This window comes from Cupriavidus sp. BIC8F, from assembly GCF_032465815.1.
Taxonomy (GTDB): Bacteria; Pseudomonadota; Gammaproteobacteria; order Burkholderiales; family Burkholderiaceae; genus Cupriavidus; species Cupriavidus necator.
The window spans coordinates 2,162,846-2,187,870 of the sequence record NZ_CP136095.1 but is presented as its reverse complement, the minus strand read 5'-3'; the positions used below and the strand labels follow the sequence as shown (position 1 = coordinate 2,187,870).

Annotated in this window: 22 protein-coding genes and 1 pseudogene; 13 read left to right on the top strand and 10 right to left on the bottom strand. The window is 67.5% G+C overall.

Going from position 1 to position 25,025, the window contains the following annotated elements:
- The first annotated feature begins 14 nt into the window (after positions 1-14).
- Positions 15-1,211, top strand: a complete 1,197-nt coding sequence (locus RS901_RS30090; protein ID WP_316154157.1) for a CoA transferase — start codon at positions 15-17, stop codon at positions 1,209-1,211.
- A complete protein-coding gene (locus RS901_RS30085) occupies positions 1,204-2,343 on the top strand; it encodes an acyl-CoA dehydrogenase family protein (protein WP_316154156.1) in 1,140 nt (379 codons plus the stop codon). Before RS901_RS30090 ends, RS901_RS30085 begins: the two co-directional genes overlap by 8 nt.
- 38 nt (positions 2,344-2,381) lie before the next feature.
- Here RS901_RS30085 and RS901_RS30080 read toward each other — a convergent pair whose 3' ends face one another.
- Together RS901_RS30080 and RS901_RS30075 are read right to left on the bottom strand one after the other, a co-directional pair.
- Entirely contained in the window at positions 2,382-2,930 is a 549-nt protein-coding gene (locus tag RS901_RS30080) for a ProQ/FinO family protein (protein ID WP_316154155.1), read from the bottom strand.
- Between the two features lie 148 nt (positions 2,931-3,078).
- Positions 3,079-3,288: pseudogene (locus RS901_RS30075) on the bottom strand (coniferyl aldehyde dehydrogenase); the annotation flags it as partial.
- A gap of 64 nt (positions 3,289-3,352) precedes the next feature.
- On the opposite strand from RS901_RS30075, the gene RS901_RS30070 reads away from it, so the two are divergent.
- Entirely contained in the window at positions 3,353-5,254 is a 1,902-nt protein-coding gene (locus RS901_RS30070; protein ID WP_316157323.1) for a potassium transporter Kup, read from the top strand.
- Here the strand turns inward: RS901_RS30070 and RS901_RS30065 are convergent.
- Both RS901_RS30065 and RS901_RS30060 read right to left on the bottom strand, forming a co-directional pair.
- The gene (locus RS901_RS30065; RefSeq protein ID WP_316154154.1) at positions 5,251-6,291 is read right to left on the bottom strand and encodes a ribonuclease Z; all 1,041 of its coding nucleotides are present in this window, start codon (positions 6,289-6,291) and stop codon (positions 5,251-5,253) included. The genes RS901_RS30070 and RS901_RS30065 overlap by 4 nt on opposite strands.
- 63 nt (positions 6,292-6,354) lie before the next feature.
- On the bottom strand, positions 6,355-6,696 hold the full coding sequence (locus RS901_RS30060; RefSeq protein ID WP_316154152.1) for a hypothetical protein: 342 nt from the start codon (positions 6,694-6,696) through the stop codon (positions 6,355-6,357).
- Positions 6,697-6,945: 249 nt separating this feature from the next.
- Between RS901_RS30060 and RS901_RS30055 the strand changes: the two genes are divergently transcribed.
- A complete protein-coding gene (locus RS901_RS30055) occupies positions 6,946-7,161 on the top strand; it encodes a CDGSH iron-sulfur domain-containing protein (protein ID WP_035827823.1) in 216 nt (71 codons plus the stop codon).
- 38 nt (positions 7,162-7,199) lie between these two features.
- Here the strand turns inward: RS901_RS30055 and RS901_RS30050 are convergent, their stop codons facing one another.
- The gene (locus tag RS901_RS30050) at positions 7,200-8,384 is read right to left on the bottom strand and encodes an amidohydrolase family protein (protein ID WP_316154151.1); all 1,185 of its coding nucleotides are present in this window, start codon (positions 8,382-8,384) and stop codon (positions 7,200-7,202) included.
- Between the two features lie 43 nt (positions 8,385-8,427).
- On the bottom strand, positions 8,428-9,942 hold the full coding sequence (locus RS901_RS30045) for a PLP-dependent aminotransferase family protein (RefSeq protein WP_316157322.1): 1,515 nt from the start codon (positions 9,940-9,942) through the stop codon (positions 8,428-8,430).
- 140 nt (positions 9,943-10,082) lie between these two features.
- On the opposite strand from RS901_RS30045, the gene RS901_RS30040 reads away from it, so the two are divergent.
- From RS901_RS30040 to RS901_RS30025, 4 genes are all read left to right on the top strand, one after another.
- Positions 10,083-11,348: a 4-aminobutyrate--2-oxoglutarate transaminase gene (locus RS901_RS30040; RefSeq protein ID WP_316154150.1), complete on the top strand. Its 1,266-nt coding sequence runs from the start codon at positions 10,083-10,085 to the stop codon at positions 11,346-11,348.
- Between the two features lie 9 nt (positions 11,349-11,357).
- On the top strand, positions 11,358-12,809 hold the full coding sequence (locus RS901_RS30035; protein ID WP_316154149.1) for an NAD-dependent succinate-semialdehyde dehydrogenase: 1,452 nt from the start codon (positions 11,358-11,360) through the stop codon (positions 12,807-12,809).
- A 273-nt stretch (positions 12,810-13,082) separates the two neighbouring features.
- A complete protein-coding gene (locus RS901_RS30030; protein ID WP_316154148.1) occupies positions 13,083-14,060 on the top strand; it encodes a tripartite tricarboxylate transporter substrate binding protein in 978 nt (325 codons plus the stop codon).
- A 65-nt stretch (positions 14,061-14,125) separates the two neighbouring features.
- Positions 14,126-15,715 (top strand): gamma-glutamyltransferase family protein, encoded by a 1,590-nt coding sequence (locus RS901_RS30025; RefSeq protein WP_316154147.1) that lies wholly within the window; start codon positions 14,126-14,128, stop codon positions 15,713-15,715.
- Positions 15,716-15,767: 52 nt separating this feature from the next.
- Here the strand turns inward: RS901_RS30025 and RS901_RS30020 are convergent, their stop codons facing one another.
- From RS901_RS30020 to RS901_RS30010, 3 genes are read right to left on the bottom strand one after another with little or no spacing between them, the layout of a single operon-like run.
- Positions 15,768-16,742, bottom strand: coding sequence for a tripartite tricarboxylate transporter substrate binding protein (locus tag RS901_RS30020; protein WP_316154146.1), 975 nt, complete (start codon positions 16,740-16,742; stop codon positions 15,768-15,770).
- A gap of 51 nt (positions 16,743-16,793) precedes the next feature.
- A complete protein-coding gene (locus RS901_RS30015) occupies positions 16,794-17,498 on the bottom strand; it encodes an RraA family protein (protein ID WP_316154145.1) in 705 nt (234 codons plus the stop codon).
- 45 nt (positions 17,499-17,543) lie between these two features.
- Complete coding sequence (locus RS901_RS30010) at positions 17,544-18,539, bottom strand: hydroxyacid dehydrogenase (protein WP_316154144.1); 996 nt, start codon at positions 18,537-18,539, stop codon at positions 17,544-17,546.
- A gap of 140 nt (positions 18,540-18,679) precedes the next feature.
- Here RS901_RS30010 and RS901_RS30005 point away from each other — a divergent pair, with 140 nt between their 5' ends.
- On the top strand, positions 18,680-19,582 hold the full coding sequence (locus tag RS901_RS30005; RefSeq protein WP_316154143.1) for a LysR family transcriptional regulator: 903 nt from the start codon (positions 18,680-18,682) through the stop codon (positions 19,580-19,582).
- A 48-nt stretch (positions 19,583-19,630) separates the two neighbouring features.
- Here the strand turns inward: RS901_RS30005 and RS901_RS30000 are convergent, their stop codons facing one another.
- Entirely contained in the window at positions 19,631-20,224 is a 594-nt protein-coding gene (locus RS901_RS30000; RefSeq protein ID WP_316154142.1) for a hypothetical protein, read from the bottom strand.
- Positions 20,225-20,371: 147 nt separating this feature from the next.
- On the opposite strand from RS901_RS30000, the gene RS901_RS29995 reads away from it, so the two are divergent.
- Genes RS901_RS29995 through RS901_RS29980 form a run of 4 tightly spaced genes read left to right on the top strand, consistent with a single transcriptional unit; the run spans position 20,372 to position 25,021 of the window.
- Complete coding sequence (locus RS901_RS29995; RefSeq protein WP_316154141.1) at positions 20,372-21,622, top strand: CoA transferase; 1,251 nt, start codon at positions 20,372-20,374, stop codon at positions 21,620-21,622.
- A 2-nt stretch (positions 21,623-21,624) separates the two neighbouring features.
- Positions 21,625-22,392 carry an enoyl-CoA hydratase/isomerase family protein gene (locus tag RS901_RS29990; RefSeq protein ID WP_316154140.1) on the top strand — a complete coding sequence of 256 codons (768 nt, stop codon included), beginning with the start codon at positions 21,625-21,627 and terminating at the stop codon, positions 22,390-22,392.
- A 23-nt stretch (positions 22,393-22,415) separates the two neighbouring features.
- Positions 22,416-24,197, top strand: a complete 1,782-nt coding sequence (locus RS901_RS29985; protein WP_316154139.1) for an acyclic terpene utilization AtuA family protein — start codon at positions 22,416-22,418, stop codon at positions 24,195-24,197.
- A complete protein-coding gene (locus RS901_RS29980; protein ID WP_316154138.1) occupies positions 24,194-25,021 on the top strand; it encodes a GntR family transcriptional regulator in 828 nt (275 codons plus the stop codon). Before RS901_RS29985 ends, RS901_RS29980 begins: the two co-directional genes overlap by 4 nt.
- Positions 25,022-25,025 lie beyond the last annotated feature (4 nt).

Genomic DNA, 25,025 nt, shown 5'->3' with positions numbered 1-25,025 from the left:
CTGGAGGCCAAGACGTGACCCATACCGACCTGCCGCTTGCCGGCATCCGCGTGATCGATTTCTCGCGCGTGCTGGCGGGCCCATACTGCACGGCGCTGCTCGGCGACCTTGGCGCCGAGGTGATCAAGATCGAACCGCCTGGCGGCGACGACTACCGCGCGGTCGGTCCTTTTGTCGATGGCAAGAGCGGCCTGTTCTCTGCCATGAACCGCAACAAGCAGAGCATCGTGATCGACCTGAAGACGGCAGCGGGCCTGGCGCTGGCGCGCTCGCTCTGCGTCCGGGCCGATGTGGTGGTCGAGAACTTCCGCCCGGGTGTCGCCGACAAGCTGGGCATCGGCTATGAGGCGCTGCGTGCGCTGAATCCGCCGGTGGTCTACGCCAGCGTGTCGGGCTTCGGCCAGACCGGGCCGGAATCGCACCGCCCGGCCTACGACATCATCCTGCAGGCAATGTGTGGGCTGATGGATGCCACCGGCGCCCCGGACGGCACCCCGACCATGCTGGGCGAGGCCGTCTCCGATGCGGTCAGCGGCCTGTTTGCCTCATGGGGCGTGCTGGCCGCGCTGCTGGCGCGCGAGAAGACCGGGCGGGGCACGCAGGTCGATGTCTCGATGTTCGACGCCACCCTGAGCCTGAGCGCCACCCTGGTTGCGCGCTATGCCGCGACCGGCCTGGCGCCGCGGCGCGTCGGCAACCGCCATCCCTCGTCCGCGCCGTTCGGTGTGTACCGCGCCGCGGACGGCTTTTATGTGGTGGCGGTGCTGAACAACAAGCTGTTCCAGGCGCTGGCCAATGCCATCGGCCGGCCGGAGATGGCGCAGGATCCGCGCTTTGCCGACGACGAGACGCGCTGCCGCTTCGAGGGCGATCTGCGCGCCGGTCTCGAAGCCTGGTCGGCCCGCCTTTCCGTGGCCGAGGTGAACCGCCTGCTGAGCGAGGCGGGCATTCCTGTCGCGCCCATCCGCAACGTCAAGGAAGCCCTGGAAAGCGACCATGCCGCCCACCGCGGCCTGCTTGCCGAAGTGCCTGGGCCGGAGGGCGGCACCGTGCGGCTGCCCTCGCAGCCGGTGAAGTTCTCCGGCTACGGCGCCAACCGCGTGACGCCCGCGCCGGCGCTGGGGCAGCACACCGAAGCCATCCTGGCCGTGCTGGCCAACGCTGCTACGGCGCATCCGCAAGTGTTCAGCAAGGAGAAACAACATGCATAAGCGACTGGGCGTCGAGCCGGGCGATCTCGAGATTGCCGATGCCATCGGCCGCTTCGCGCAAAGCGAACTGGCCCCGAAGGCGGCCGAGGTGGACCGGGCCGAAGCCTCCACCACGTGCTATTTGCCGCAACTTGGCGAACTCGGCCTGATGGGGATGAACCTGCCGGAACGCTGGGGCGGGACTGGGACCTCGCCCGTGGCACTGATCCTGTCGCTGGTGGAGGTTGCCAGGGCCTGCGCCTCGACCTCGTCGATGATCGGCGCGCACTACCTGGCTACCGATTCCATCCTGATCGGCGGCGACGACAGCCTGCGCGAGCGCTACCTGCCGGACGCGGCCGCCGGGGGCAAGCTGGGCGCCTTTGCGCTGACCGAGCCGCGCGCCGGCTCCAACCCGGCCGACATGGCCACGCGCGCCACCCCGGAGGGCGACGGCTACCGCCTGCGCGGCGTCAAGCATTTCATCTCCAACGCTGACGCTGCGGACTTTATCGTCGTCTACGCCAAGACCGATCCCGCCGCGGGCACGCGCGGCATCAGCGCCTTCGTGGTGGACCGGCACAGCGAGGGCGTGCAGATCGCGCCCGCCGAGAAACTGATGGGCATTCGCGGGGCGCCGGCCCATGAGGTGGCGCTGGACTGCTTCGTTCCCGCCGCCAACCGGCTGGGGCCGGAAGGCACGGGCTTCCGTACCGCGATGAAGGTGCTGGACAACAGCCGCCTGGACGTGGCCGCCACTAGCCTGGGCATTGCCGAGGCAGCGCTGACCTGCGCGGCGGACTGGGCCAGGCAGCGCCAGGTCGGTGGCGAGCCGCTGGCGCGCAAGCAAGGCCTGCAATGGATGTTCGCCGACATGCGCACGCGGCTGGAGGCGGCCTGGCTGCTGACCCTGCAGGCGGCGGTGCGGCGCCGGGACGGCGAGCCCTTCACCGAGCAGGCATCGATGGCCAAGCTCTATGCCTCAGAGATGGTCGGGTTTGTCACCGACGCCGCGCTGCAAATCCACGGCGGCTATGGCTTCACGCGCGAAATGCCGCTGGAGCGGCTGGTGCGCGATGCGCGGATCCTGCGCATCTATGAAGGCTCGTCGGAAATCCAGCGGACGGTGATCGCGCGCGCGGTGCTGGCGTAAGCGCCGCTGCAGATCCGACGGCGGGGGACAGCGGGGGATCAGGGCGCGGCAGGTGTGTCAGGGCTGTCAGGCGTCGTGGCGGCGGGCGCGGCAGGTGTGTCAGGCGTGGCGGCGGGCGTGGCAGGCTTGGCTTTCCGCGGCCGGGCGCCCGCACTGCGGCGGGCCTTCAGCTGCTGGGCCCGCTTGGCATCCGCCAGGCTGACGACGCCGGCCTCATTGCCCTCCAGGTCCAGCCGCTTGGCGCCTTCCACCATGCACGACCAATAGCGTGCGCCGCTGCACCAGGTGCGGATCGCTTCACGCAGCTCCGCCTCGGTCAGGGCAAGCCTGGCCGCATGCTGGGCCAGATCCTCGAACGTGCCGACCTTCAGCGGCACCTTGGGCGCCGGGTTCTTCGGAAACGCCTTGGGGAAGTGCTTCTGCAGCCGGGCAATGGAATGCACCACCGGATCGACGGGCGGCTTCGCGGGTGCGGCAGCCGGCGCGGCAGCTGGCGCGGGGCGCCGGCGCTTGCCTTCCGTACGTGATTCGGCCTTCGCCTTGTTTGCCAGTTGATCCCTTAGTGCTGCGAGTTGTTCAAAGCCCATGATATTTGCCGTTCTGTGAACCAGAATTGTAGCAAGGCTGGGCCATCGACAGGTTCTGCGGCATTTTCCATGCGGCGGGTATGTGCCGAAAACGCCTCCCGTTCCAGTAAGACGGTGCCCGGACAGAAGGGCTGGCGGCGGGGCGCCCTCACATAGTTGCCCTGAGCAGGCGGACCATCCGTTCGAATGCCTTGCCGCAGGGGGGATGCAGCAAGCCGATGCCATTGACCGGCTCTTGCATGAAGACCGGCTTCTCCTTGCTGAAGGTCCGGAACCCCCATTCGCCGTGATAGGCGCCCATGCCGCTTGCGCCGACGCCGCCAAAAGGCTGCGACTCCTGGCCAAAATGCCAGATGCAGCAAGAGCCTGAGCAGAGCTTGAAGACTCAAGGATATCGAGGAGCAGCGGTGGATTCCTATGCCATGAACGCTGAAACGCCAGACGCGTCGCACCCGCAGCAATCCCGCGCAGCGCTCACGCTTGCTGCGTTGGGCGTGGTCTACGGCGATATCGGCACGAGCCCCCTTTATGCGGTCAAGGAAACCTTCAATCCAGCCCACGGGATACCCCTTGCAACCGAGAACATACTTGGCGGCATCTCCGCGATCCTCTGGGCGCTGATGGTGGTCGTTTCGCTCAAGTACGTGATCCTCATCATGCGGGCAAACAACAGGGGCGAAGGCGGCATCATGGCACTGCTCGCGCTCGCCCTGTCGTCCGTGAAAAAGGTCGGTCGCTCCCCGACGCCGATCCTGCTCGTGGGCCTGTTCGGCGCGGCACTCTTCTACGGTGATGCCGTGCTGACACCTGCCATGTCGGTGCTCTCGGCGCTCGAAGGCATCGAGGTGGGCACTACCGCGCTGCAGCCCTATATCTTGCCGGCATCCGTGGGTGTGTTGATCGCGCTGTTCCTGTTCCAGCGGCATGGCACCGCGGCCATCGGCGCGCTGTTCGGGCCTGTCACGATCGCGTGGTTTATCGCCCTGGCCGCCGCGGGCATCCACGGCATCGCCCGGTATCCCGCAATCCTGGGCGCGCTCAGCCCGCTGCACGCGCTCGGTTTCGTTACGCAGCACGGGTTTGCCTCGTTCGCGGTGCTTGGGGCGGTGCTGCTCGCGTTCACCGGTGCCGAAGCGCTCTACGCCGATATGGGACACTTCGGCAGTGCCCCGATTCGCCTGGCGTGGTTCGGGCTGGTATTCCCGGCGCTGGCGCTCAACTACCTGGGGCAGGGTGCACTGATCATTGTCAATGCAAAGGCGATCGGGAACCCCTTCTACCTGCTCTTTCCGTCGTGGGCCCTGTATCCGATGGTTGCCCTTGCAACAGCGGCAACAGTGATCGCGTCCCAGGCGACGATTTCGGGTGCCTACTCGCTGACGAAACAGGGAATCCAGCTGGGCTATCTGCCACGCATGAACGTGGTGCACACATCAGAGCGGGCGATTGGTCAGATCTACATACCGACGCTCAACGGGATATTGCTTGTTGCGGTTCTGATTGCGGTGCTCGGCTTCGGGTCTTCGTCCAATCTCGCTTCGGCATACGGTGTCGCGGTCACCGGCACGATGTTGGTGACGACGCTTCTCACCTTCTTTGTGATCCACTACGGTTGGCGCTACAACTTGCTGCTAAGCCTGTTCGCAACTGGCTTCTTTATCGCGGTGGATATGGCTTTCGTTTCCTCCAGCCTGTTGAAAGTTGCCGAAGGGGGCTGGTTCCCCCTCGTTGTCGGGGCCGGGATGTTCGTCGTGATGCTGACATGGGTTCGCGGCCGGCAAGCCCTGCTGGAGCGGCTCCAAAGTACCGACGTACCCCTCAAGTCGTTCCTGGAATCGCTATTTCTCTCACCACCACCGCGTGTGCCCGGCACGGCGGTGTTCCTCACCCCGACACCGGATGTGGTGCCACACGCGTTGATGCATAACCTCAACCATAACAGGGTGCTACACGAGCGCGTCGTGTTTCTTACCGTGAAGATGAAGGACGTACCATCGGTGCCGGTGACCGAGTGCGCGGCCGTTGAACCGCTCGGACACGCCTGCTACCGGATTACGCTGCGCTTCGGCTTCATGAACCGGCCCGATGTTGCGCAGGCGCTCGGCGCGCTGCCTCCGGCGGCTGGCCTGGAGTTTGACATCATGGACACCTCGTTCTTCCTGAGTCGCGAGGCCATCGTCCCTGCAGCCGGCGTTTCCAGTGGCATGGCGTCATGGCGTGAACGCCTGTTTGCCACGATGAGCAGGAACGCCGGTAATGCTGCAGATTATTTCAGCATACCGGCAAATCGCGTGATCGAGATTGGCACGCAGATCGAGATCTAGACCGCCGGCGGTACCTGTTCAGCCAAGGACTCCGTGGCCCAGGCATTCCGTACCTCGGCAGCCAGTTCATCGGCGCGTCCTTGATAGCGTGGCGAAAAATGGAACGGCGTCACCGCGCGTGCGCCTATGCTGCGCGCAATCAATCCGGCCTGGGCGGCGGTCAGGTGGTTCTTGCGCAGGCCGTGTGCCCGGTCAACGTCCAGGAACACGCTCTCGATGAAGAGCTGGTCGACGCCTTGCATCAGTTGCGACAGCGCTTGCACGTTCTCGCTGGTATAGCGCAGGTCGGTCACGTAGCCGATGCGCCGGCCGGGCTCGGCATCCAGGATCAGCCGGCTCAGCTCGCCGACTGTTCGCGCCGACGCATGGTCGCCGCGCCGGTCCCGCCACTGCACGAGGATCGGCGCATCGCCGGCGGCGCCGGTCAGGACGGCATGCTTGAGTTCGCGCAGCCAGGCGCCCGTGGTCAGGCCGGATGCGGCCAGGCGTTCCTTGTTGACCCCAAGCCGGGCCTTTTCCTCCACCAGGTAGGCCAGGCATGGAATCCCGTGGTCGACAAAGCAGGCGCGCACCCGGAACGTCGCTTCGTCGTGCACGATATCGCCGGTCCTGTCGGCGCGCGCTTCGGCCTCCCTGGCAAAGCCGTGCCGGCTGGAAAAGCAGGCGCGCCGCATCTGCCCGTCCAGCCCAAGTTCGGCCACTTCGATGACCAGTTCGGTGGTGTAGCGATGCACCACGTTCCAGGTATAGGCAAGCAGCTTGTGCTCGACCTGTGCCAGGAATCCCGGCCCGCCGACCAGCACGATGCGCGGCTTGCGCCCGAGCAGCACCCGCAGCAGCTTGTCGAAGCCAGAGAAATGATCCATGTGCGCATGCGTGACAAACACATGCGACAGGCGCATCAGTTCGCGCGGCATCAGCCGGGCGATGTCGCCCAGGTCGAACAGCAGCGCGCGCCGTTCGTCCAGGAAGTCGACGAACAGCCCCGGGTCGCCAAAGGCATCGTTGACGAGGCGGGCTTCCAGCAAAGGGCGCATGATCAATCGCGGTGCGACCGGCACCAGGGTCAGGCAAAGGCGCATGCTGGTCCGGGCTGCCAGTCACCGCCCGGTCAGCTGGCGCAGCAGCTTCTGCACGATCCGCTCATGCTCTTCCAGTGCCGTGTCAAGCGTCTGCGCGCCAAAACTTTCATTGTCCTGCTCAGCCAGCCCCGTCACGCGCGTGATGAACAAGGGGGTGTCCGTCGGTGCGGCCTCCGACACGCCCCGGAAGCGGGTCGTCACCATGCCGCCGGACTGCTCCAGCAGGGTGCGGCGGAATACCAGGTCGTTGTCCGCCATCCAGCGTGACCATTCGTCGTGGTCGGTTACCTGCACTGGCCGGCTCTTTTCATCCAGGATATAGAAGCGGCGCCACTCCTGTGCGTCTTGACGAGGCTTCATGGAAGGCCACCTCCGTACGGTTGTGGGCACCCGGGCCCGGCGGGCAACCGCGGCCGGAGTGCCGGAAGCTGGCCGTCTGTGGCCGCAAAGTGCCTTGCAAGGGACTGCCACGCAACGCACGAGCTCAACGTTGCCCTACAGCCAGTCTATTTAACGCCCGCCACAAACTGGAGTAGATTTGAAGAGACAGGCGCGCACAAGGTTGCCACCGGGGTGCCAGCGTGGCTGTCGCCTGGGAGTGGATGCATCATGGACGAAGACACCGTTGTCACCGTTACGGTACAGGACAATGGGCCGTACCGCATAAAGGGTCCCGTCAGGATCGTGACCCCGGCAGGCGCCACCTTCGCTTTTGAAGGCGATCAGGTGTGGTTGTGCCGGTGCGGCCATTCCGAGAACAAGCCTTTCTGCGATGGCTCGCACAAGCGGCAGGGGTTCAGCAGCACGCCACAGCCGAAGTCTTGAGCCGCCGGTGATCGAACCAGCGCCAGCACAGCCCTGGTTCATGCCAGCGCGCCATTGCGCGCGACCACCCGGCCGGCCGACACCACCAGTTGCCGGACCGGCCTTGCCACGACCGCCTCGGCCACCGTTTGCGCGGCGACCAGCACCAGGTCCGCCCGGTCGCCCGGCGCCAGGCCATAGCGTTGGAAGCCGCATGCGCCGGCGGCCGCATACGTCACGCAATCGAGCGCAACCGCGAGTTCGTCATCGCGGCGGAAGTTGTTGCGCAGGCCGATCAGCATGGCCCGCTCCAGCATGTCGGGCGAGCCGTAGGGCGTCCAGGTATCGCGGATGCCGTCGTTGCCGCCGGCGATCCTGACGCCCGCCGCGCGGCACGCGGCGACAGGCGGCACCGGGCGCGACGGCGGCGCGGTGGTGACGATGACGACCCCAAGGTCGGCGATGCGCCGCAGCAGCGCATCGCGCTCGCGTTCGGCAATATCGCCCAGGCAGAACGCATGGCTGACGGTGACCATGCCGCGCATGCCCAGCGCGGCCGTGCGTTGCAGGATCAGGTCGAGGGAACAGGCGCCCATGGTGCCGGGCTCGTGCAGATGGATGTCGAGCGGGCGGCCATGGCGCTGCGCGAGGCCGAACAGGACATCCAGCGCGCGCACCGGGTCGCCTTCGATGGCGCACGGGTCCAGCCCGCCGAGGATGTCGGCGCCAGCGCGCAGCGCCGCATCCAGCAGGGCTTCCGTGCCGGGGCGCCCCAGCACGCCCGACTGCGGGAACGCGACGGTCTGCATGTCCATCTGCGCGCACAGCTCGTCGCGCGTGGCAAGTACGCCGTGCAGGTGGCGCAGGCCTGCGTCGGTGTCGATGTCGACGTGGGTGCGCAGCCGCGTGGTGCCCGCCGCAAGGAAGGCGCGCGCCAGCACCAGCGATTGCGCGCGGGCATCGTGGCCGGTGGCGGCGCGCCAGCGGCGCTCGTTGTCGATGCGATCGGTCAGGTTGGGGCCGACCTCATTGCGATACCAGGGCATGCCCCACAGGGTCTTGTCCAGGTGGGTGTGCGCCTCGACCAGGCCGGGAAGCGCCAGCGCGCCGGCGCCGTCCTCGACCTGGCATCCGGCCGGCGCCTCAAGCCCGGCGCCGATGCGCACGAACTGGCCGTCTGCCATCAGGAGATCGACGTGGTTCCCGGCTGCGAGCCGGACATTGCGCACCAACAGATGATTCATTGCAATTCCCGTTTTTGTCAGGATGAAACTCTCACTGCACGGTTCAACGCGGCGGGGCGCGCATGCTGCCGCGCGGCAGGCACCCAAGCAGCCTGTCGAAGGCCGGCGCGATGTCCTCTTCCGGCACGCAGGCGTACCCCAGCAGCAGGCCTTGCTGGACGGCATCGCCGATGAAATAGCGCGACAGCGGCCGCACCACGATCCCGCGCGCGCGGGCGGCGGCGGTGATGGCCACGTCGTCGGCATCGCCGGGCAGGCGCAGCACCAGGTGCAGGCCGGCATTGCTGCCGTGTTCGTGCAGCGCGCCGGGGCCGAGGTAGCGCTCGATCAACGCGGCCAGGATGGCGCGCCGCCGGGCATACAGCGGCCGCATGCGGCGGATGTGGGCGGCATAGTCGCCGGCCTGCATGAATTCGGCGACGGTTGCCTGCGTCATCAGGTGGCCGGCCCGGTATAGCTCCGCGTGCGCGGTCTGGAAGGCGCCGGCCAGGCTGCGCGGCAACACCAGGTAGCCCATGCGCAAGCCCGGATAGAGCGTCTTGCTGAAGGTGCCGATATAGATCACCGGCGCATCCGGTTCCATGCCCTGCAACGACGGAATCGGCTGCCCGGAAAAACGGAACTCGCTGTCGTAGTCGTCCTCCACGATCCAGCTGCCACGCTGGCGGGCATACTCCAGCAGCGCGCGCCGGCGCTTCAGGCTCATCACGGCGCCAAGCGGGTACTGGTGCGAGGGCGTGACGAAGATAAAGCGCGGCGCGGGCATCTCCCTGCCGGCTTCGGTGTCGGGCAGCGTCAGGCCCTCGTCGTCCACCAGCTTCGGCACCATGCCGATATCGCTGACCTGCAGCACGCCGCGGATGCCCCAATAGCTGGGTTCCTCCACCCACGCCTGGTCGCCGGGCGAGCCCAGCATCCTCACCACCAGGTCGATGGCCTGGTGAATCCCCTCGGTGATCAGCACCTGGTCCGGATCGCAGCGCACCGAGCGCGCCACCCGCAAATGCGCCGCCAGGGCTTCGCGCAGCGCCGGCAGCCCGCCGCCATGGCTGTAGCTCAGCCATTCCGGGTGCGGGTTGCGCCACACGCGGGCCGAGATCTGGGCGTAGCGGCGATGCGGGAAGCGCGTGACGTCGGGCACGCCCGGCATGAAGGCGCCCCATTGCGTGGGCGAGGCCGAGGCATTGGCCAGCAGCCGCTGTCCGCGCGGCGACAGCCCGGGCATGGCCTGCGGCCCGACCTCGGTCGCCGGGACGGCGGCGGCGTTCAGGTAGCGCTCCGGCGCGGTGGCGGCAACGAAGGTGCCGCTGCCGGTGCGCGCGTACAGGTACCCCTCGGCCAGCAGCTGGTCGTAGGCAAACATCACCGTATTGCGCGACAACCCCAGTTCGGCGGCCAGGTCGCGTTGCGGCGGCAGGCGCGTGGCCGGCGCAAGGCTGCCGTCCTGTATCGCGCCGCGGATGCATTCGTAGAGGCCGCGGTTGAGCGGTTTGCCCAGTGCCGCCGTGCCTTCGGGGCCCAGGCGCTGGAGCAGCTGGTCGCCGCAGATCGATTTCAAATTGGCACCATCGGAATTGCGAAAGCGGTACTGGATTATAGGGCCAAGGCCGGTTGAAATGGCTGGCATCGCTGGACCCCTGCCAGCGGTGCCCGTTTCGCGAGTCGGCCGGTGCCGACAGTCCTTACCGCACAATGACCATGAAAAACCTCGAACTGAACCAACGCCGTACCCTCGCGACGCCGCGCGGCGTGGGCGTGATGTGCGATTTCTACGCCGACCGCGCCGAGAACGCCACGCTGTGGGACGTGGAAGGCCGTGCCTACACGGACTTCGCCGCCGGCATCGCCGTGCTCAACACGGGCCACCGCCACCCGCGCGTGATGCAGGCCATCGCCGCGCAGCTGGAGCGTTTCACGCATACGGCCTACCAGATCGTGCCCTACCAGGGCTATGTCACGCTGGCCGAGCGCATCAACGCGCTGGTGCCGATCCAGGGCCTGAACAAGACGGCCCTGTTCACCACCGGCGCAGAGGCCGTGGAGAACGCCATCAAGATCGCCCGTGCGCATACCGGCCGCCCCGGCGTGATCGCCTTCTCGGGCGCTTTCCATGGCCGCACGCTGCTGGGCATGGCGCTGACCGGCAAGGTGGCGCCGTACAAGATCGGGTTCGGCCCGTTCCCCTCCGACATCTACCACGCCCCGTTCCCCAGCGCGCTGCATGGCGTCAGCACTGAGCGGGCGCTGCAGGCGCTTGAAGGCCTGTTCAAGACCGATATCGACCCGGGTCGCGTGGCCGCGATCATCGTTGAGCCGGTGCAAGGCGAGGGCGGCTTCCAGGCGGCGCCGGCCGATTTCATGCGGGGCCTGCGGGCGGTGTGCGACCAGCACGGCATCGTGCTGATTGCCGATGAAGTGCAGACCGGCTTTGGCCGTACCGGCAAGATGTTCGCGATGTCGCACTATGACGTGGAGCCGGACCTGATCACCATGGCCAAGAGCCTGGCCGGCGGCATGCCGCTGTCGGCGGTCAGCGGCCGGGCCGCGATCATGGATGCGCCGCTGCCCGGCGGCCTCGGTGGCACCTATGCCGGCAATCCGCTGGCGGTGGCCGCGGCGCACGCGGTCATCGACGTCATTGAGGAAGAAAAGCTGTGCGAGCGCTCCGCCAGCCTTGGCCAGCAGTTGCGCGAGCACCTGCTGGCGCAGCGCAAGCACTGCCCCGCAGTGGCCGAGGTGCGCGGGCTGGGTTCGATGGTCGCCGCCGAATTCTGTGATCCCGCCACGGGCCAGCCCAGCGCCGAGCATGCCAAGCGCGTCCAGGCCCGTGCGCTGGAAGCCGGCCTGGTGCTGCTGACCTGCGGCACTTACGGCAATGTCATCCGCTTCCTCTATCCGCTCACCATCCCGCAGGCGCAGTTCGACGCGGCGCTGGCGGTGCTGACCCAGGCGCTGGCCGAATAAGGGGAACACATGGAACTCCAACATACCGCGCTGCTGCGCAGCCATTGCCTGATCGACGGCGAATGGACCGGGGCGCAAAGCGGCGCAGAACTCGCCGTCTTCAACCCGGCGACTCAGGAACGGATCGGCTCGGTGCCCCTGGCCGGCGCGGCTGAAGCCGAACAGGCGGTGCGCGCCGCCGAGCGCGCGCTGCCGGCGTGGCGCGCGCAGACGGGCAAGGCGCGTGCCGCCGTGCTGCGCCGCTGGGCCGACCTGATGCTGGCGCACCAGGAAGACCTGGCCCGGCTGATGACCGCCGAGCAAGGCAAGCCGCTGGCCGAGGCGCGTGGCGAGGTGGCTTATGCCGCGAGCTTCCTCGAGTGGTTTGGCGAGGAAGCCAAGCGGGTCGATGGCGAGGTGCTGGCCAGCCCGCGCAGCAGCCAGAAGATGCTGGTGCTGCGCGAGCCGGTGGGCGTGTGCGCGGCCATTACGCCGTGGAACTTCCCCGCGGCGATGATCACGCGCAAGGTCGGCCCGGCGCTCGCCGCCGGCTGCACCATCATCGTCAAGCCCGCCGAACAGACGCCGCTCACGGCCCTGGCGCTGGCCGTGCTGGGCGAACAGGCCGGCGTGCCGCGTGGCGTGCTGCAGGTGGTGACCGGCGACGCCGTGCAGATCGGCGGCGTGCTGTGCGCGAGCCCGGTGGTGCGCAAGCTCAGCTTTACCGGCTCGACCGCGATCGGCAAGCTGCTGATGGCGCAGTGCGCCGGCACCGTGAAGAAGCTCTCGCTGGAACTGGGTGGCAACGCGCCGCTGATCATCTTCGACGACGCCGACCTGGATCGCGCGGTCGAGGGCATCCTTGCCTCCAAGTTCCGCAACAGCGGCCAGACCTGTGTCTGCGCCAACCGCATCTATGTGCACGACCGCGTCTACGACGAGGTCGCGCGCCGGCTGGTGAGCGCGGTCGAACAGCTGCGGCCGGGCCATGGCGTCGACAGCGGGGTCACGCAAGGCCCGCTCATCGACGCCGATGCGGTGGCCAAGGTCGAAACGCATATCGCCGACGCGCTCGCGCACGGCGCCACGGTGCTGACGGGCGGCCAGCGCCATGCGCTCGGCGGCACCTTCTTCGCGCCAACGGTGCTGGCCAATGCGACTTCGTCGATGCGGGTCGCGCGCGAGGAGACCTTCGGCCCGCTGGCACCGCTGTTCCGCTTTACCAGCGAAGCAGAAGTGGTGGCGATGGCCAACGATACCGAGTCCGGGCTGGCCGCTTACTTCTTCTCGCGCGACATGGCGAAGATCTGGCGCGTGGCGCAGGCGCTCGAGTACGGCATGGTCGGCATCAACACCGGCCTGATCTCCAACGAGGTGGCGCCGTTCGGCGGCGTCAAGCAATCGGGGCTGGGCCGCGAAGGCTCACGCCATGGCATCGACGAGTATCTGGAGACGAAGTACCTCTGCATGGAAGTCGAATAACAGCAATGGGGTGAAGCACACCCCACCACCAGGGCGGGGCATGGCGCACCCACGCAGTGCGCTGGCCCCACGGAGACAAGACAGTCCGGCAAATGCCGGTGCCAGGTGGGCGATGGCGGTGCAAGACCTGCGCAGACTTCCAGGAAACGGAAGGGGGCGGACAGGACGCGCGCCGGGATCGGCCCAACGCCAGTGGCACGCATATTGCGGACTGGGAAGTGCCATCCGTTCCTGTCAGCGGATGCCATTTCTTCTATCGATGAGGGTACAAAGATGCGTTCCACTGCTATCCGCAGCCTGCTTGCTGTCACCATGCTGGCGGCCTCTTCACTGGCACTTGCGCAAGGCGCCCGCGACTGGCCCAGCCAGCCGGTGCGTATTGTCGTGCCGTTCCAGGCCGGCTCGGCCACCGACCTGATCTCGCGGCAGATCGGCATCGGGCTCGGCAAGGAATACGGCCAGACCTTCGTGGTTGAAAACCGCCCGGGCGCCGCCGCGATGATCGGCAGCGAGGTGGCCGCGCGCGCGCCGGCCGATGGCTATACGCTGCTGATGTCCGGGCCGGCATCGATGGTGACCAACCGGTTCCTGTACAAGAAGCTCAGCTATGACCCGGATGCGTTCGAGAAGGTCGCAGTGGTCGCGGTCACGCCGAATATCCTGTTGTCCAACCCCTCGCTGCCGTTCAAGACGCTGCCCGAGATGGTCGCGTATGCCAAGGCCAATCCGGGCAAGCTGACCTATGCCTCGTTCGGTGCCGGCACCACCTCGCATATTGCCGGCGAGATGCTGAAGGCCGCGGCCGGTATCGATATTGTCCATGTGCCGTACAAGGGCGCCGGCGAAGCGATCCCGGCGCTGCTGTCAGGCCAGGTGTCGATGTATTTCGACACCATCATGACCGGCCTGCCCTATGTGAAGGCCGGCAAGCTGCGCGCGCTCGGCATGTCCACCGGCAAGCGGTCGCCCAACGCGCCGGAGATTCCGACGATTGCCGAGCAGGGTTATGCCGGCTTCGATATCGCGCCCTGGTACGGCATTGTCGCGCCCAAGGGCACGCCGGCCGACGTGGTCAGCAAGCTCAATGTCTCGATCAACAAGCTGCTCAAGGCCCCGGAGTTTCGCGAGCGCCTGGCCGCCACCGGCGCCGAGCCGCGCGGCGGCAGCGTCGGCGATTTCAGCGCGATGGTCAGCGCCGAGATCCCGCGCACCGAAAAGCTGGTCAAGCAGTCCGGCGTGACGCTGCAATAAGCCGCGTGCAGCAACCCTGGGGCGCCGCGCGCGCGCCCTTTCATCTGTTCTGAATGGAGTTCCCGATGTTGCCTTTCGACTGGACCTTTCCCTACCCGTCGCAAAAGATGCCGCTGCTGGCCGCCAACGCGGTCAGCACCAGCCAGCCGCTCGCCGCGCAGGCGGGGCTGCGCATGCTGTACGAAGGCGGCAATGCCATCGACAGCGCCATTGCCAGCGCGATTGCGCTGACCGTGGTGGAGCCGGTGATGAACGGCATTGGCGGGGACATGTTCGCGCTGGTCTGGCACGAGGGGCAGTTGTACGGGCTCAACTCCAGCGGCCGGGCGCCGGCGCGCTGGACCCTGGATCATTTCGCCGGGCACGACAGCATGCCCCAGGTGGGCTGGGATACGGTCACCGTGCCGGGCCAGGTCGCGGGCTGGAAGGCGCTGTCGGCCCGCTTCGGCAAGCTGCCGTTCGCGCGGTTGTTCGCACCGGCCATCGAGTACGCTGAACAGGGCTTCCTGGTGTCGCCGCAGATCGCACGGCAATGGGCCGCGCAGGTGCCGGTGCTGGCCGGCCAGCCTGGCTTTGCCAAGGCGTTCCTGCGCGACGGCAGGGCGCCGCAGGCGGGCGAGCGCTGGCGTTTCCCGGAGCAGGCCGCCACGCTGCAGCGTATTGCCGAAAGCGATGGCGAAAGCTTCTACACGGGTGAACTCGCCGCGCGCATCGTCGCGTTCGCCGAGGAGACCGGAGGCGCCATCCGCGCCGACGACCTGGCCGCGCATCGCGCCGCCTGGGTCCAGCCGATGGCGCAGCAGTTCCGCGGCTACACGCTCCATGAAATTCCCCCGAACGGCCAGGGCATCGCCGCGCTGATCGGCCTTGGCATCCTGGACCGCTTCGACGTGGAAAGCATGGGCTGCGACAGCGCCGGCTTCTACCACGTCAGCATCGAGGCGATGAAGCTGGCCTTTGCCGACCTGCACCGCCACGTGTCGGACCCCGCCACCATGCAGCACGCGCCCGCCGCCTTCCTGGATCCGGCCTATCTTGCCGAGCGCGCGGCGCTGATCGATATGAAACGCGCAGGCACTCCCACCGCAGGCATGCCGAAGATCGGCGGCACCGTCTACCTGTCCAGCGCGGATGCCGCTGGGTCGATGGTGTCGTATATCCAGTCCAACTACCGCGGCTTTGGCTCCGGCGTGGTGGTGCCCGGCACCGGCATCGCGCTGCATAACCGCGGCGCGGGCTTCAACCTGAAGCCCGGCCACGCCAACTGCGTGGCGCCGGGCAAGCAGCCGATGCACACCATCATCCCGGGCTTCGTCACCCGCAATGGCGAGCCGGTGATGTCATTCGGCGTGATGGGCGGCTCGATGCAGGCGCAGGGCCATGTGCAGATGATGGCGCGGCTTGCTGCCTTCGGCCAGAATCCGCAGGCCATGAGCGATGCCCCGCGCTTCCGCGTGGAGCACGGGCCGGTGGTGAATGTCGAGGCGCATCTGCCGCCGGACGTGGTCTCCACGCTGCGCGGCATGGGCCATCGCGTTGAAGTGGCGCCGCGCGACAGCCTGGAGTTCGGCTCGGCGCAGCTCATCTACAAGGCGCCGGACGGCTATATCGCGGCCTCGGACTCGCGGCGCGACGGGCAGGCAGTGGGGTTTTAGGCGGGCGCGGGCGTTGCGGGGCAACCCACCCGCGTCGGCGTCGATGGCTTGGTCAGCTCAGCCTGATCTGTGCCTCGCGAATCAGCGCGCCCCATCTGGCGTGTTCCGCGCGGATATGCGCGGCGAATGCGGTGGGCGGCGTTGGGGTCGCGATGCTGCCTTCCTGCTTCAGCCGTTGCTGGACATCCGGACGGCTCATGACCTGGAGGGTTGCTGCCGCGAGCTTTGCTGTCACCTCGGCCGGCAGGCCCGCCGGCGCGACCAGGCCGAGCCAGGTCGTTACCTCGAAGCCCGCGAAGCCCTGTTCGGCGACGGTGGGAACGGCTGGCAGCGCGGACAGGCGCTGCGCCGAGGTCACCGCCAGCGCGCGGATCTTGCCGGCAGCAAGCTGAGGCATGACCGACACCGTGTTGCCGAAGCAGGCAGCCACCTGGCCACCAAGCAGGTCGTTCATGGCCGGGCCCGCTCCCTTGTAAGGCACTTGCATAAGGCGCACGCCGGCCCGCCGCGCCAACATCTCTCCCGCAAGGTGTGCGACCGTGCCGTTGCCCGGCTGGGCAATGCCGGTCTCGCCGCTGCGCGCTTTTGCTGCCTGGATGAAGTCGGCGAGCGTGCGCAGCGGGGAATCCTGCCGCACGACCAGCACCACCGGCTGTGCCGCGACGCCGGCAATGGGCGTGAAGTCCTTCAGCGGATCGAATGGCATCTTCGGGTAGAGCCCGGGATTGATGGCGAGATTGGCGGCCTGGCCCATGCCGATGGTGTAGCCGTCCGGCGCGGCCTTGGCCACCATGTCCAGGCCGATGTTGCCGCCGGCGCCGGGCTTGTTGTCGATCACCACGGTCCAGCGCTCCAGCGTTGCCAGCTTCTCGGCGATCAGCCGCGAGGTGGCATCGGTGCCGCCCCCGGGCGGGAAGGGCACCACCAGCCGTACAGGCTTCTGCGGCCAGGGTCCTTGCGCCCGGACGAAGCCGGAGGCGGCCAGCGTCATCGCTGCGCCGGCCTGGATAAACTGACGTCGTTGCATCGTTGTCTCCGTAATCTTTGTTGTGAGGCCATGACGTAATGCAAAGGCCGGTCAGACCGGCAGCCCCTTGGCCCGCAGCGTGGCATCGAAGCGCTCCGGATCCGACGTTCCCGTGGCATTGCCGGCGCGGATCCTCGCTTCCTTCTCCAGGTGGGCGCGCGTGCGCGCGAGGATCTCGGCGGCCTGCGCTGCCGGCACCGCGATCACGCCATCCGCATCGCCCACGATCAGGTCTCCCGGCATCACGGCCATGCCCGCGCAGGTGATCGGCACGTTGATCTCCCCGGGACCGTCCTTGGTCGGGCCGCGATGGGTATTGCCGCGCGCGAAGATGGGCATGCCGTCTTCCGCCCATTCCAGGACGTCGCGGATCGCGCCGTCGATCACCAGGCCGGCAAGCCGTTTTGCCACGCAGGTGGTGCGCATCAGTCCGCCCACCAGCGCCTGGGTGACATCGCCTGCGCCGTCGATGACGAGCACGTCGCCCGCGCGGACCATCATCAGGGCCTTGTGGATCATCAGGTTGTCGCCCGGCCGCACGCGCACGGTAACGGCCGGGCCGCACAGCACTGCCTCCGGCCGCCGATGGTAGGGACGCAGGCCGATCGTGCCGATCTGGCGGCTCATGGCGTCCCCGATGGCCGGCACCGGCAGCTCGCGGAACGCCGCGATCAGCGGGGCCGGAAAGCCGTCGGCGCAGGGGTTGATGCGGTATCCCGCCGGCCATGACAGGGCCGTGGCTTGCTCGGTGTGCATGGGTATCTCCTTGGAAAGCTGGGTGGGAAGGTTGGCAGCCAGCCGCTATGCGATGCGCTGGTCCAGCCCGGCAAGCACGCCGGGATTCACGCACAAGGCCGGCACGGGCGGCGTCCCTTGCAGGTAGCCGAGCACGTTGCGCACGGCATCGCTGGCCATGGCCGCCAGCGCCGTCGGCGTGGAGCCGCCGACATGCGGCGTCAGCACGACGTTCCCGAGCGTGAGCAGCGGGCTGCCCGCCGGCAGCGGCTCAACGGCCATCGTGTCGAGGCCTGCGCCATGGAGCCGCCCGCCGCGCAAGGCGGCAACAAGGGCCGCCTCGTCGACGAGCTCGCCACGCGCGGTGTTGATCAGGATGGCGCCATGCCGCATGCATGCAAGCTGGGCGGGGCCGATCATCCCGCGCGTGTGCTGGTTCAGGGGAGCGTGCAGGCTGACCACATCGCTCACGGCAAGCAATGCTTCCAGCGTGTCGAAACGGGTGACGCCGGCGGCCGGCACCGCAGTGCCGGCCAGGGCGGGATCAAAGGCCGCGACCTGCATGCCCAGCGCCAGGCAGACGCGCGCCACGCGTTGCGCGACCTGCCCGAATCCGACCAGGCCGATGGTGCGCCCATGCAGTTCCACCCCATCCTGCGCGCGCGACCACCGGCCCGCGCGCAATTCGCTATCCATCCACGTCACACGCCTGGCGGCGGCGAACATCAGGCCAAGCGTGAGTTCCGCCACCGACTGGGCATTGGCGCCGGGCGTCACATAGACGGGAATGCCACGTTTGGTGGCCGCGCCGACATCGATGTTGCTGACGCCCACGCCATGCTTGGAGATCACCTTCAGCGTGGGGCAGGCGTCGATGGCGGCACCGGTCAGGTCCACGGTGCGTGAGATCACCGCGTCTACCGGCAGGGTGCCGAGCAGGTGATGCAGCTCCCGCGAGTCATCGGGGTTGGCCAGGCAGTGCAACCTGGCGTTGGCGGCTTCCAGCAGGCGGACGCCGGCATCGGCAAGGCGGGGCGCGGTAACAAGGACGGTGTAGGGCATGGCTGCGATCGGTTTGGTATGGGGCCATTCTTGTCCCGCTTGTCAGATGCCGTCCAGCTTATAATTTTTCTTTTTCGATAAATATTAGTAATCAGTCGTGCTTGCCCCGACTTCCCGACCACCCGATGCGGAGTGCCGGTATGGATTTGCGTGACCTCAAGTACTTTCTTGCCGTGGCGAATGCCGGCAACTTCCGGCGTGCGGCCGAGTTGGTGCACCGTAGCCAGCCAACCCTGACCAAGGCGGTGGACCGGCTCGAAGCCTCGCTGGGCGCGGCACTATTCGAGCGCGACGGCAGGGGACAGAAGCTGAGCGCGGCAGGGACCGCGCTGCGCGCCCGGGCCGCCGGCCTGTTGCAGGAGGCGGAGCTGGTGCGTGATGAAGTCGGGGCCATTGCCCGGGGCGTTGCGGGTACGGTGAGACTGGGCAGCGGACCGCTCGGCGCGGAATACCTGTTGCCGCCGATCTGCAGAATGCTGCTGCGCGAAGCCCCCAACGTGGTGCTGCAACTGAGTATTCGCAACAACTACGAGCTACGCGGCGATCTTCGGGAAGGGCGCGTGGACGTGATTCTCGGCTTCGTGCCGGAACAGGAAGACGAGTTTCACTGCGAGACGCTGCTGAAAGACACCGTGGTCGTAGCAGCAGTCAGGGGGCATCCGATCTTCCGGGTGCGCAAGCCGGGGCTGGAAGCGCTGACCGGATATCGTTGGGCCCTGCCCAATCGCGCCGTTCCCAGCCGGACCTGGCTCGACCACACGCTGGAGTCGCGCAGCCTGCCGCGGCCCGTGGTGCAGATCGAGACCAACTCGATCCCGCTGATTCCCCGTGTGGTCGCCGATACCGAGCTGCTGACCTTTGTCTCGCGCCGCACCCTGCGCGCCAGTGGTGGCGAGTTGGTGGAAGTGCCTTTGCCCGCTGCCACGCTTGTGCGGAACTTCGGCATCACGTTTCGCAAGGACCAGCCGCTTTCGCCCGTGGCAGACCGGCTGATCCGCCTGCTGCATGATTTTGGCAAGACGCTCTTCGACCAACTCCACTGAGGCTTGCGGCTAGCGTGTCCACGGCGCCTGCGTGGACCGCGCGGCCCGTCACAGCGGCGCAGGCTGGGGCTGGCTGGCAGGCGTGGCCGCGGCGGGCTTCTTGTTGTCAGTGCCGCTATATGAGAAGTACCTCGCCTTCGCGCCCCTGGCCCAGTACGCCACCGTGAAGTGCTTGCTGTCGCGCCCATAGAGCAATTCCAGGCTGCCATTGGCGGCGGCCCACTCGGCGTAGCCATTCTCCGCCGCGCCTTCAGTCTTGCGCAGGGGCGCATAGCGTTCGTCGAGCTTCTTGCGCACCTCATCCAGCGCCGTGCGCTCGAACGTCATCGTGATCAGCGCCACGGTGTCCTGCGCATCGCAGTTCAGGATTACGCGCGTCAGGCCCGGGAGGTGGAAGCGCTCCAGGTGCCTGAGCTCAACGGCGTCGCCACCGGCCCACTCGGACTTGCCGGTCCTGGCGTGATTCTGCGGCGGCGCCAGGCGAGAGCACCTGGCCTTGCCCAGCTCCAGTCCCAGCGGCGCCGCGGTGTTGCTGGCTGCGTCAGGCTGGGCAGGGGATGCGGCATGGATCGAAACAGATGCCAGCAGGGTGGCGCAGAGCAGGGCGACCTGCTTCAGGTTCAGGCGGGAAAGTGCTTTCACGGTCTTGAGGGAAGTTGTCAGCCGGGGATTCTACGGCTTTCTTGCTTCCTGCCATGCATCTCCATGCCTGCCCGTGGCACTTGCACCGCCGGGCTGCCTGTCATATAGTTCCATTCATAGAACTATAGAAATAATACAGGAGCAAGGATGGAGACAAGGACTGGAGCGCTGGCTGGCGTCAAGGTTGTGGACATCACGGCGGTGTTCATGGGTCCCTCGGCCACGCAGATGCTCGGCGACCTCGGCGCGGATGTGATCAAGGTGGAGCCGCCCACGGGCGACAGCACCCGTGGCATCGGACCTTGCGGCAATGAGAAGATGGGGCCGCTTTTCCTGGGGCTGAACCGCAACAAGCGCAGCATCGTGCTGGACCTGAAGTCGCCGCAGGGGCGCGAGGCGCTGCTGCGCCTGGTGGCGGATGCGGACGTGCTGGCCTACAACGTCCGGCCCCAGGCGATGCAGCGGCTCGGCCTGGACTACGAGACGCTGGCGCAGATCAATCCGCGCCTGGTCTATGTCGGCATGTTCGGCTTCTCGCAGCGCGGACGCTATGCCCCGCAGGCGGCGTTCGATGACCTGATCCAGGCGGCCACCGGGTTGCCCCAGGCGGTCGCCATTGGCACCGGCGACATTCCGCGCTATCTCCCGCTGACCATTGCCGACCGCTCCGTCGGGCTCTATGCCTTCGGCGTGATCTGTGCCGCGCTCTACGCGCGGGCGAGCACCGGCCGCGGCCAGCGCGTCGATGTGCCGATGTTCGAAACCATGGTGCCTTACGTGATGGGCGACCATCTCTATGGCGAGACCTTCGTGCCAGCCAAGGGCGGATTTGGCTATCCGCGCCTGCTGTCTCCCGAGCGCCGGCCCTACCGGACCCGCGACGGTCATGTCTGCTGCCTGATCTATCACGACCATCACTGGCGTGCCTTCCTGAAGGTGATCGGCAAGCCCGGCCTGTACGACACCGATCCGCGTTTCGCGGACATCACCACCCGGACGGCGCACATCACCGAGCTCTACGGCATGGTCAGCGACGAGCTGGCCAGGCGGACCACGGAGGAATGGCAGGTGCTGCTGAAGGAGGCGGATATCCCCGTGTTCCCGATGCACACCTTTGAATCGCTGCTCGATGATCCGCACCTGAATGACATCGGCTTCTTCAGCGAATCCGATCACCCGGCGGTGGGCCGCATCCGCGAAATGGCAGTGCCCAGCGAATGGCACGGCACGCCGCCATCGCAGCGCCGCCACGCCCCGGCCCTGGGCGAGCATAGCCGCGAGGTGCTGCGCGAAGCCGGCTACAACGAGGCCGACATCGACAGCCTGATGGCATCCGGCGCATCGCGCGAACCGCGCCAGGCATCGGCGCATGCGACCGGCACGGCAAGCGAGGCCTGAGCATGAATGAAGAACTCCTGAGCGAAGTCCGCGGCGCGGTCCTCTGGCTGACCATCAACCGGCCCGAGCGCCGCAACGCGATCAATCCGGCGGTACTGGACGGGCTGCGCGCGGGAATCGATCGTGCCAACCATGACGAGGCCATCCGCGCCGTGGTCATCACCGGGGCCGGGGACCAGGCCTTTTGCGCGGGCGCCGACCTGCAGAGCGGCAAGTCCTTTGCGTTCGACTATTCGGAGCCGAGCCAGCGGCTTGCGGACCTGCTGCGCCAAGCGCGGCGCTCCAACGTCCCGCTGATCGCGCGCGTCAACGGCGCCTGCATGGCGGGTGGCATGGGACTGATGGCCATGTGCGACATGGCGGTGGCCAGCGAGCGGGCCGTGTTCGGCCTGCCCGAGGTCAAGGTGGGCGTATTCCCGGCCCAGGTGCTGAGCGTGCTGCAGCACCTGGTGCCGCGGCGCGTGCTCAATGAGCTCTGCCTCTGCGGCGAGCCGCTGACCGCGCAGGAAGCGCTGGCGGCAGGGCTGGTCAACCACGTCAGTGCGGACCTGGACGGCAAGCTTGACTGGCTGCTGGGCCGGCTGCTCGACAAGTCGCCCGTGGCGATCCGGCGTGGGCTCTATACCCTCAAGCATATCGATGTGATGTCCTTCGAGCAGTCGATGGCATTCACGGAAAGCCAGATCGGCTTGTTCGCCATGACCGAGGACGCGCGCGAGGGCCAGCTCGCCTTCCGCGAAAAGCGCAAGCCGAACTGGACCGGCAAGTAAGCCAAAGGCAAGGAGACAGGACCATGCATGACAAGACAGTGCGCATTGGCGGCGCTTCCGGCTTCTGGGGCGACAGCAGCGTGGGCGCGCCGCAACTGGTGCGCCATGGCGAGATCGACTACCTGGTGTTCGACTACCTTGCGGAGCTGACCATGTCCGTGCTGGCCGCGGCGCGGCTGCGCAAGCCGGAGCTCGGCTACGCCACCGACTTCGTGACGGTGACGATGAAGAGCCTGTTGCGGGAGATCGTTGAGCGCAATATCCGCGTGGTCAGCAATGCCGGCGGCATCAATCCGCGGGGCTGCGCGCAGGCGCTGGCGGAGATCGCCGCCGAGCAGGGCATTGCGGTGCGCATCGCCGTGGTGGAGGGCGATGATGTCATGCCGATGGTGGCGTCGCTGCGCCAGGCAGGCATCACCGACATGCAGAAAGGCTTGCCGCTGCCGGACCAGCTGGTCAGCGCCAATGCCTATCTTGGCGCGCTGCCGGTCTGCAAGGCGCTGGACCAGGGCGCGCAGATCGTCATTACCGGCCGCTGCGTGGACAGCGCCGTGACCCTGGGCGTGCTGATGCATGAATTCGGCTGGCAGGCGGACGATTATGACCGGCTGGCGCAGGGCAGCCTGGCCGGCCACATCATCGAGTGCGGCTGCCAGGCGACAGGCGGGCTGCATACCGACTGGGAGCAGGTGCCGGACTGGCCGAACATCGGCTATCCGGTGGTGGCGTGCCGGGCGGACGGCAGCTTCCTGGTGGGCAAGCCACCCGCTACGGGCGGGCTGGTCACTACTGCCACGGTGGGCGAGCAAGTGCTGTACGAGATCGGCGACCCTTCGGCCTATCTGTTGCCGGACGTGACCTGCGATTTCACGCAGGTGGCGCTGCGCCAGGCCGGGCCGGACCTGGTCGAGGTGCGCGGCGCACGTGGGCGTGCGCCGGGCCACTGCTACAAGGTCAGCGCCACCTACATGGAAGGCTTCCGCTGCAATGCCCAGCTGACCATCGTCGGCATTGACGCCGTGGCCAAGGCCGAGCGCACGGCCGAGGCCATCCTGGCCCGCACGCGCAGGCTCTTCGCGGAAAACGGCTGGGGCGACTACACCCGCACCCGGGTCGAAGTGCTGGGCGCGGAATCCTGCTTCGGGCCACACGCCGCGGCGCGCCATACCCGCGAGGCCATCATGCGGCTTGCGGTCATGCATCCCGAGAAGGCGGCCCTTGAACTGTTCGCCCGCGAAATCGCGGCAGCCGGCACGAGCTGGTCGCCGGGCACCACGGGATCGGGCGGCGGACGCGCCAGCCCGTCGCCATCGATCCGGCAATATGCCTTCCTGCTGGACAAGGGCGCGCTGTCGCCGGCGGTGGTCATGGATGGCGTGTGGACGGCCGTCTCCATCCCGGCCGGGCACGCAACGCCGGATGCCGCCGCCCCCGCGACGGCGCAGGCCGCCGCCAGCCCGGCCGGTGGCGACAGCATTGAAGTCCCCCTGGTCCGGCTTGCCTACGGGCGCAGCGGCGACAAGGGCGATATCTCCAATATCGGCCTGATTGCGCGCCGGCCGGAATACCTCCCGCTGCTGCGCGCCGAGGTCACGTCCGCGCGGGTGGCCGACTGGCTGGGCCACCTGGTGATGGGGCCGGTCTCGCGCTATGACCTGCCGGGCTTCGACGCGATGAACTTCGTCTGCGAGTCGGCGCTCGATGGCGGCGGCATGGCATCGCTGCGCAATGACCCGCTTGGCAAGGGGATGGCCCAGATCCTGCTGACGATGCCGGTGCGCGTGCCGCGGAGCCTGCTGTCATGACGCGCGCCACCGCCAATGTCGCAGCCAATGACGGCATCGCGCTGGCCGACGACAGCGCCGGCGGCGTGACCCGCTACCGGCAGCTGGCAAGCGTGCTGCGCCACAAGATCGTCGCCGGCGAGTATCCGGTCGGGCACCAGCTGCCCACGGTGGAGCACCTGGCGCAGGCGTACGGCATTGCCAAGGTCACCGTGCGGCAGGCCTTTGCCTTGCTGACCGAGGAAGGGCTGATCAGCAGCCAGCGCGGGCGGGGCACGCACGTCATCCTGGTGCCGTCCGGCCCGGGCGAAGGCATGCGCTCGGCCATCAATGATGTCTCGGTAGGCGCCAGCGACCTTGAGATCCGCATCCTGGAAAAGCGCAAGGATATGACCCTGCCGCCCGGGCTTGCCACCTGCGGCGCGCCAATGGACCGCTATGTGATGCTGCGCAAGCTGCATGTGCATGACGGGATGCCGTTCTGCCTGATCGAGCTGTATGTGGCCAAAGCGGTGTTCGCCAGGTTCCCGCGCGGCGGTGAGAAGCACCACAAGATTGCCTACTTGCTGCGGGAGCAGCTGGGCGACCGGCTTGGCACGATGCGCCAGACCATGACCGTGGAGCCGGCCGACGCCATGCTGGCGCGCGACCTGGACTATGCCTTTGCGGCACCAGTCGCGCGCATTGTCCGTACCACGCTGGATGTCGACGGCAACGTGCTCACGGCAGGCCGGTTCTGGTACCGCGGCGACCGCTTCATCCTCGACGTGGAGATGCCCGCGCAGCTGACCGATCGTTACCCCGAACTGGCCGTGCCGAAAGCTGCTGCCCGACAAGAAGACTAATCAG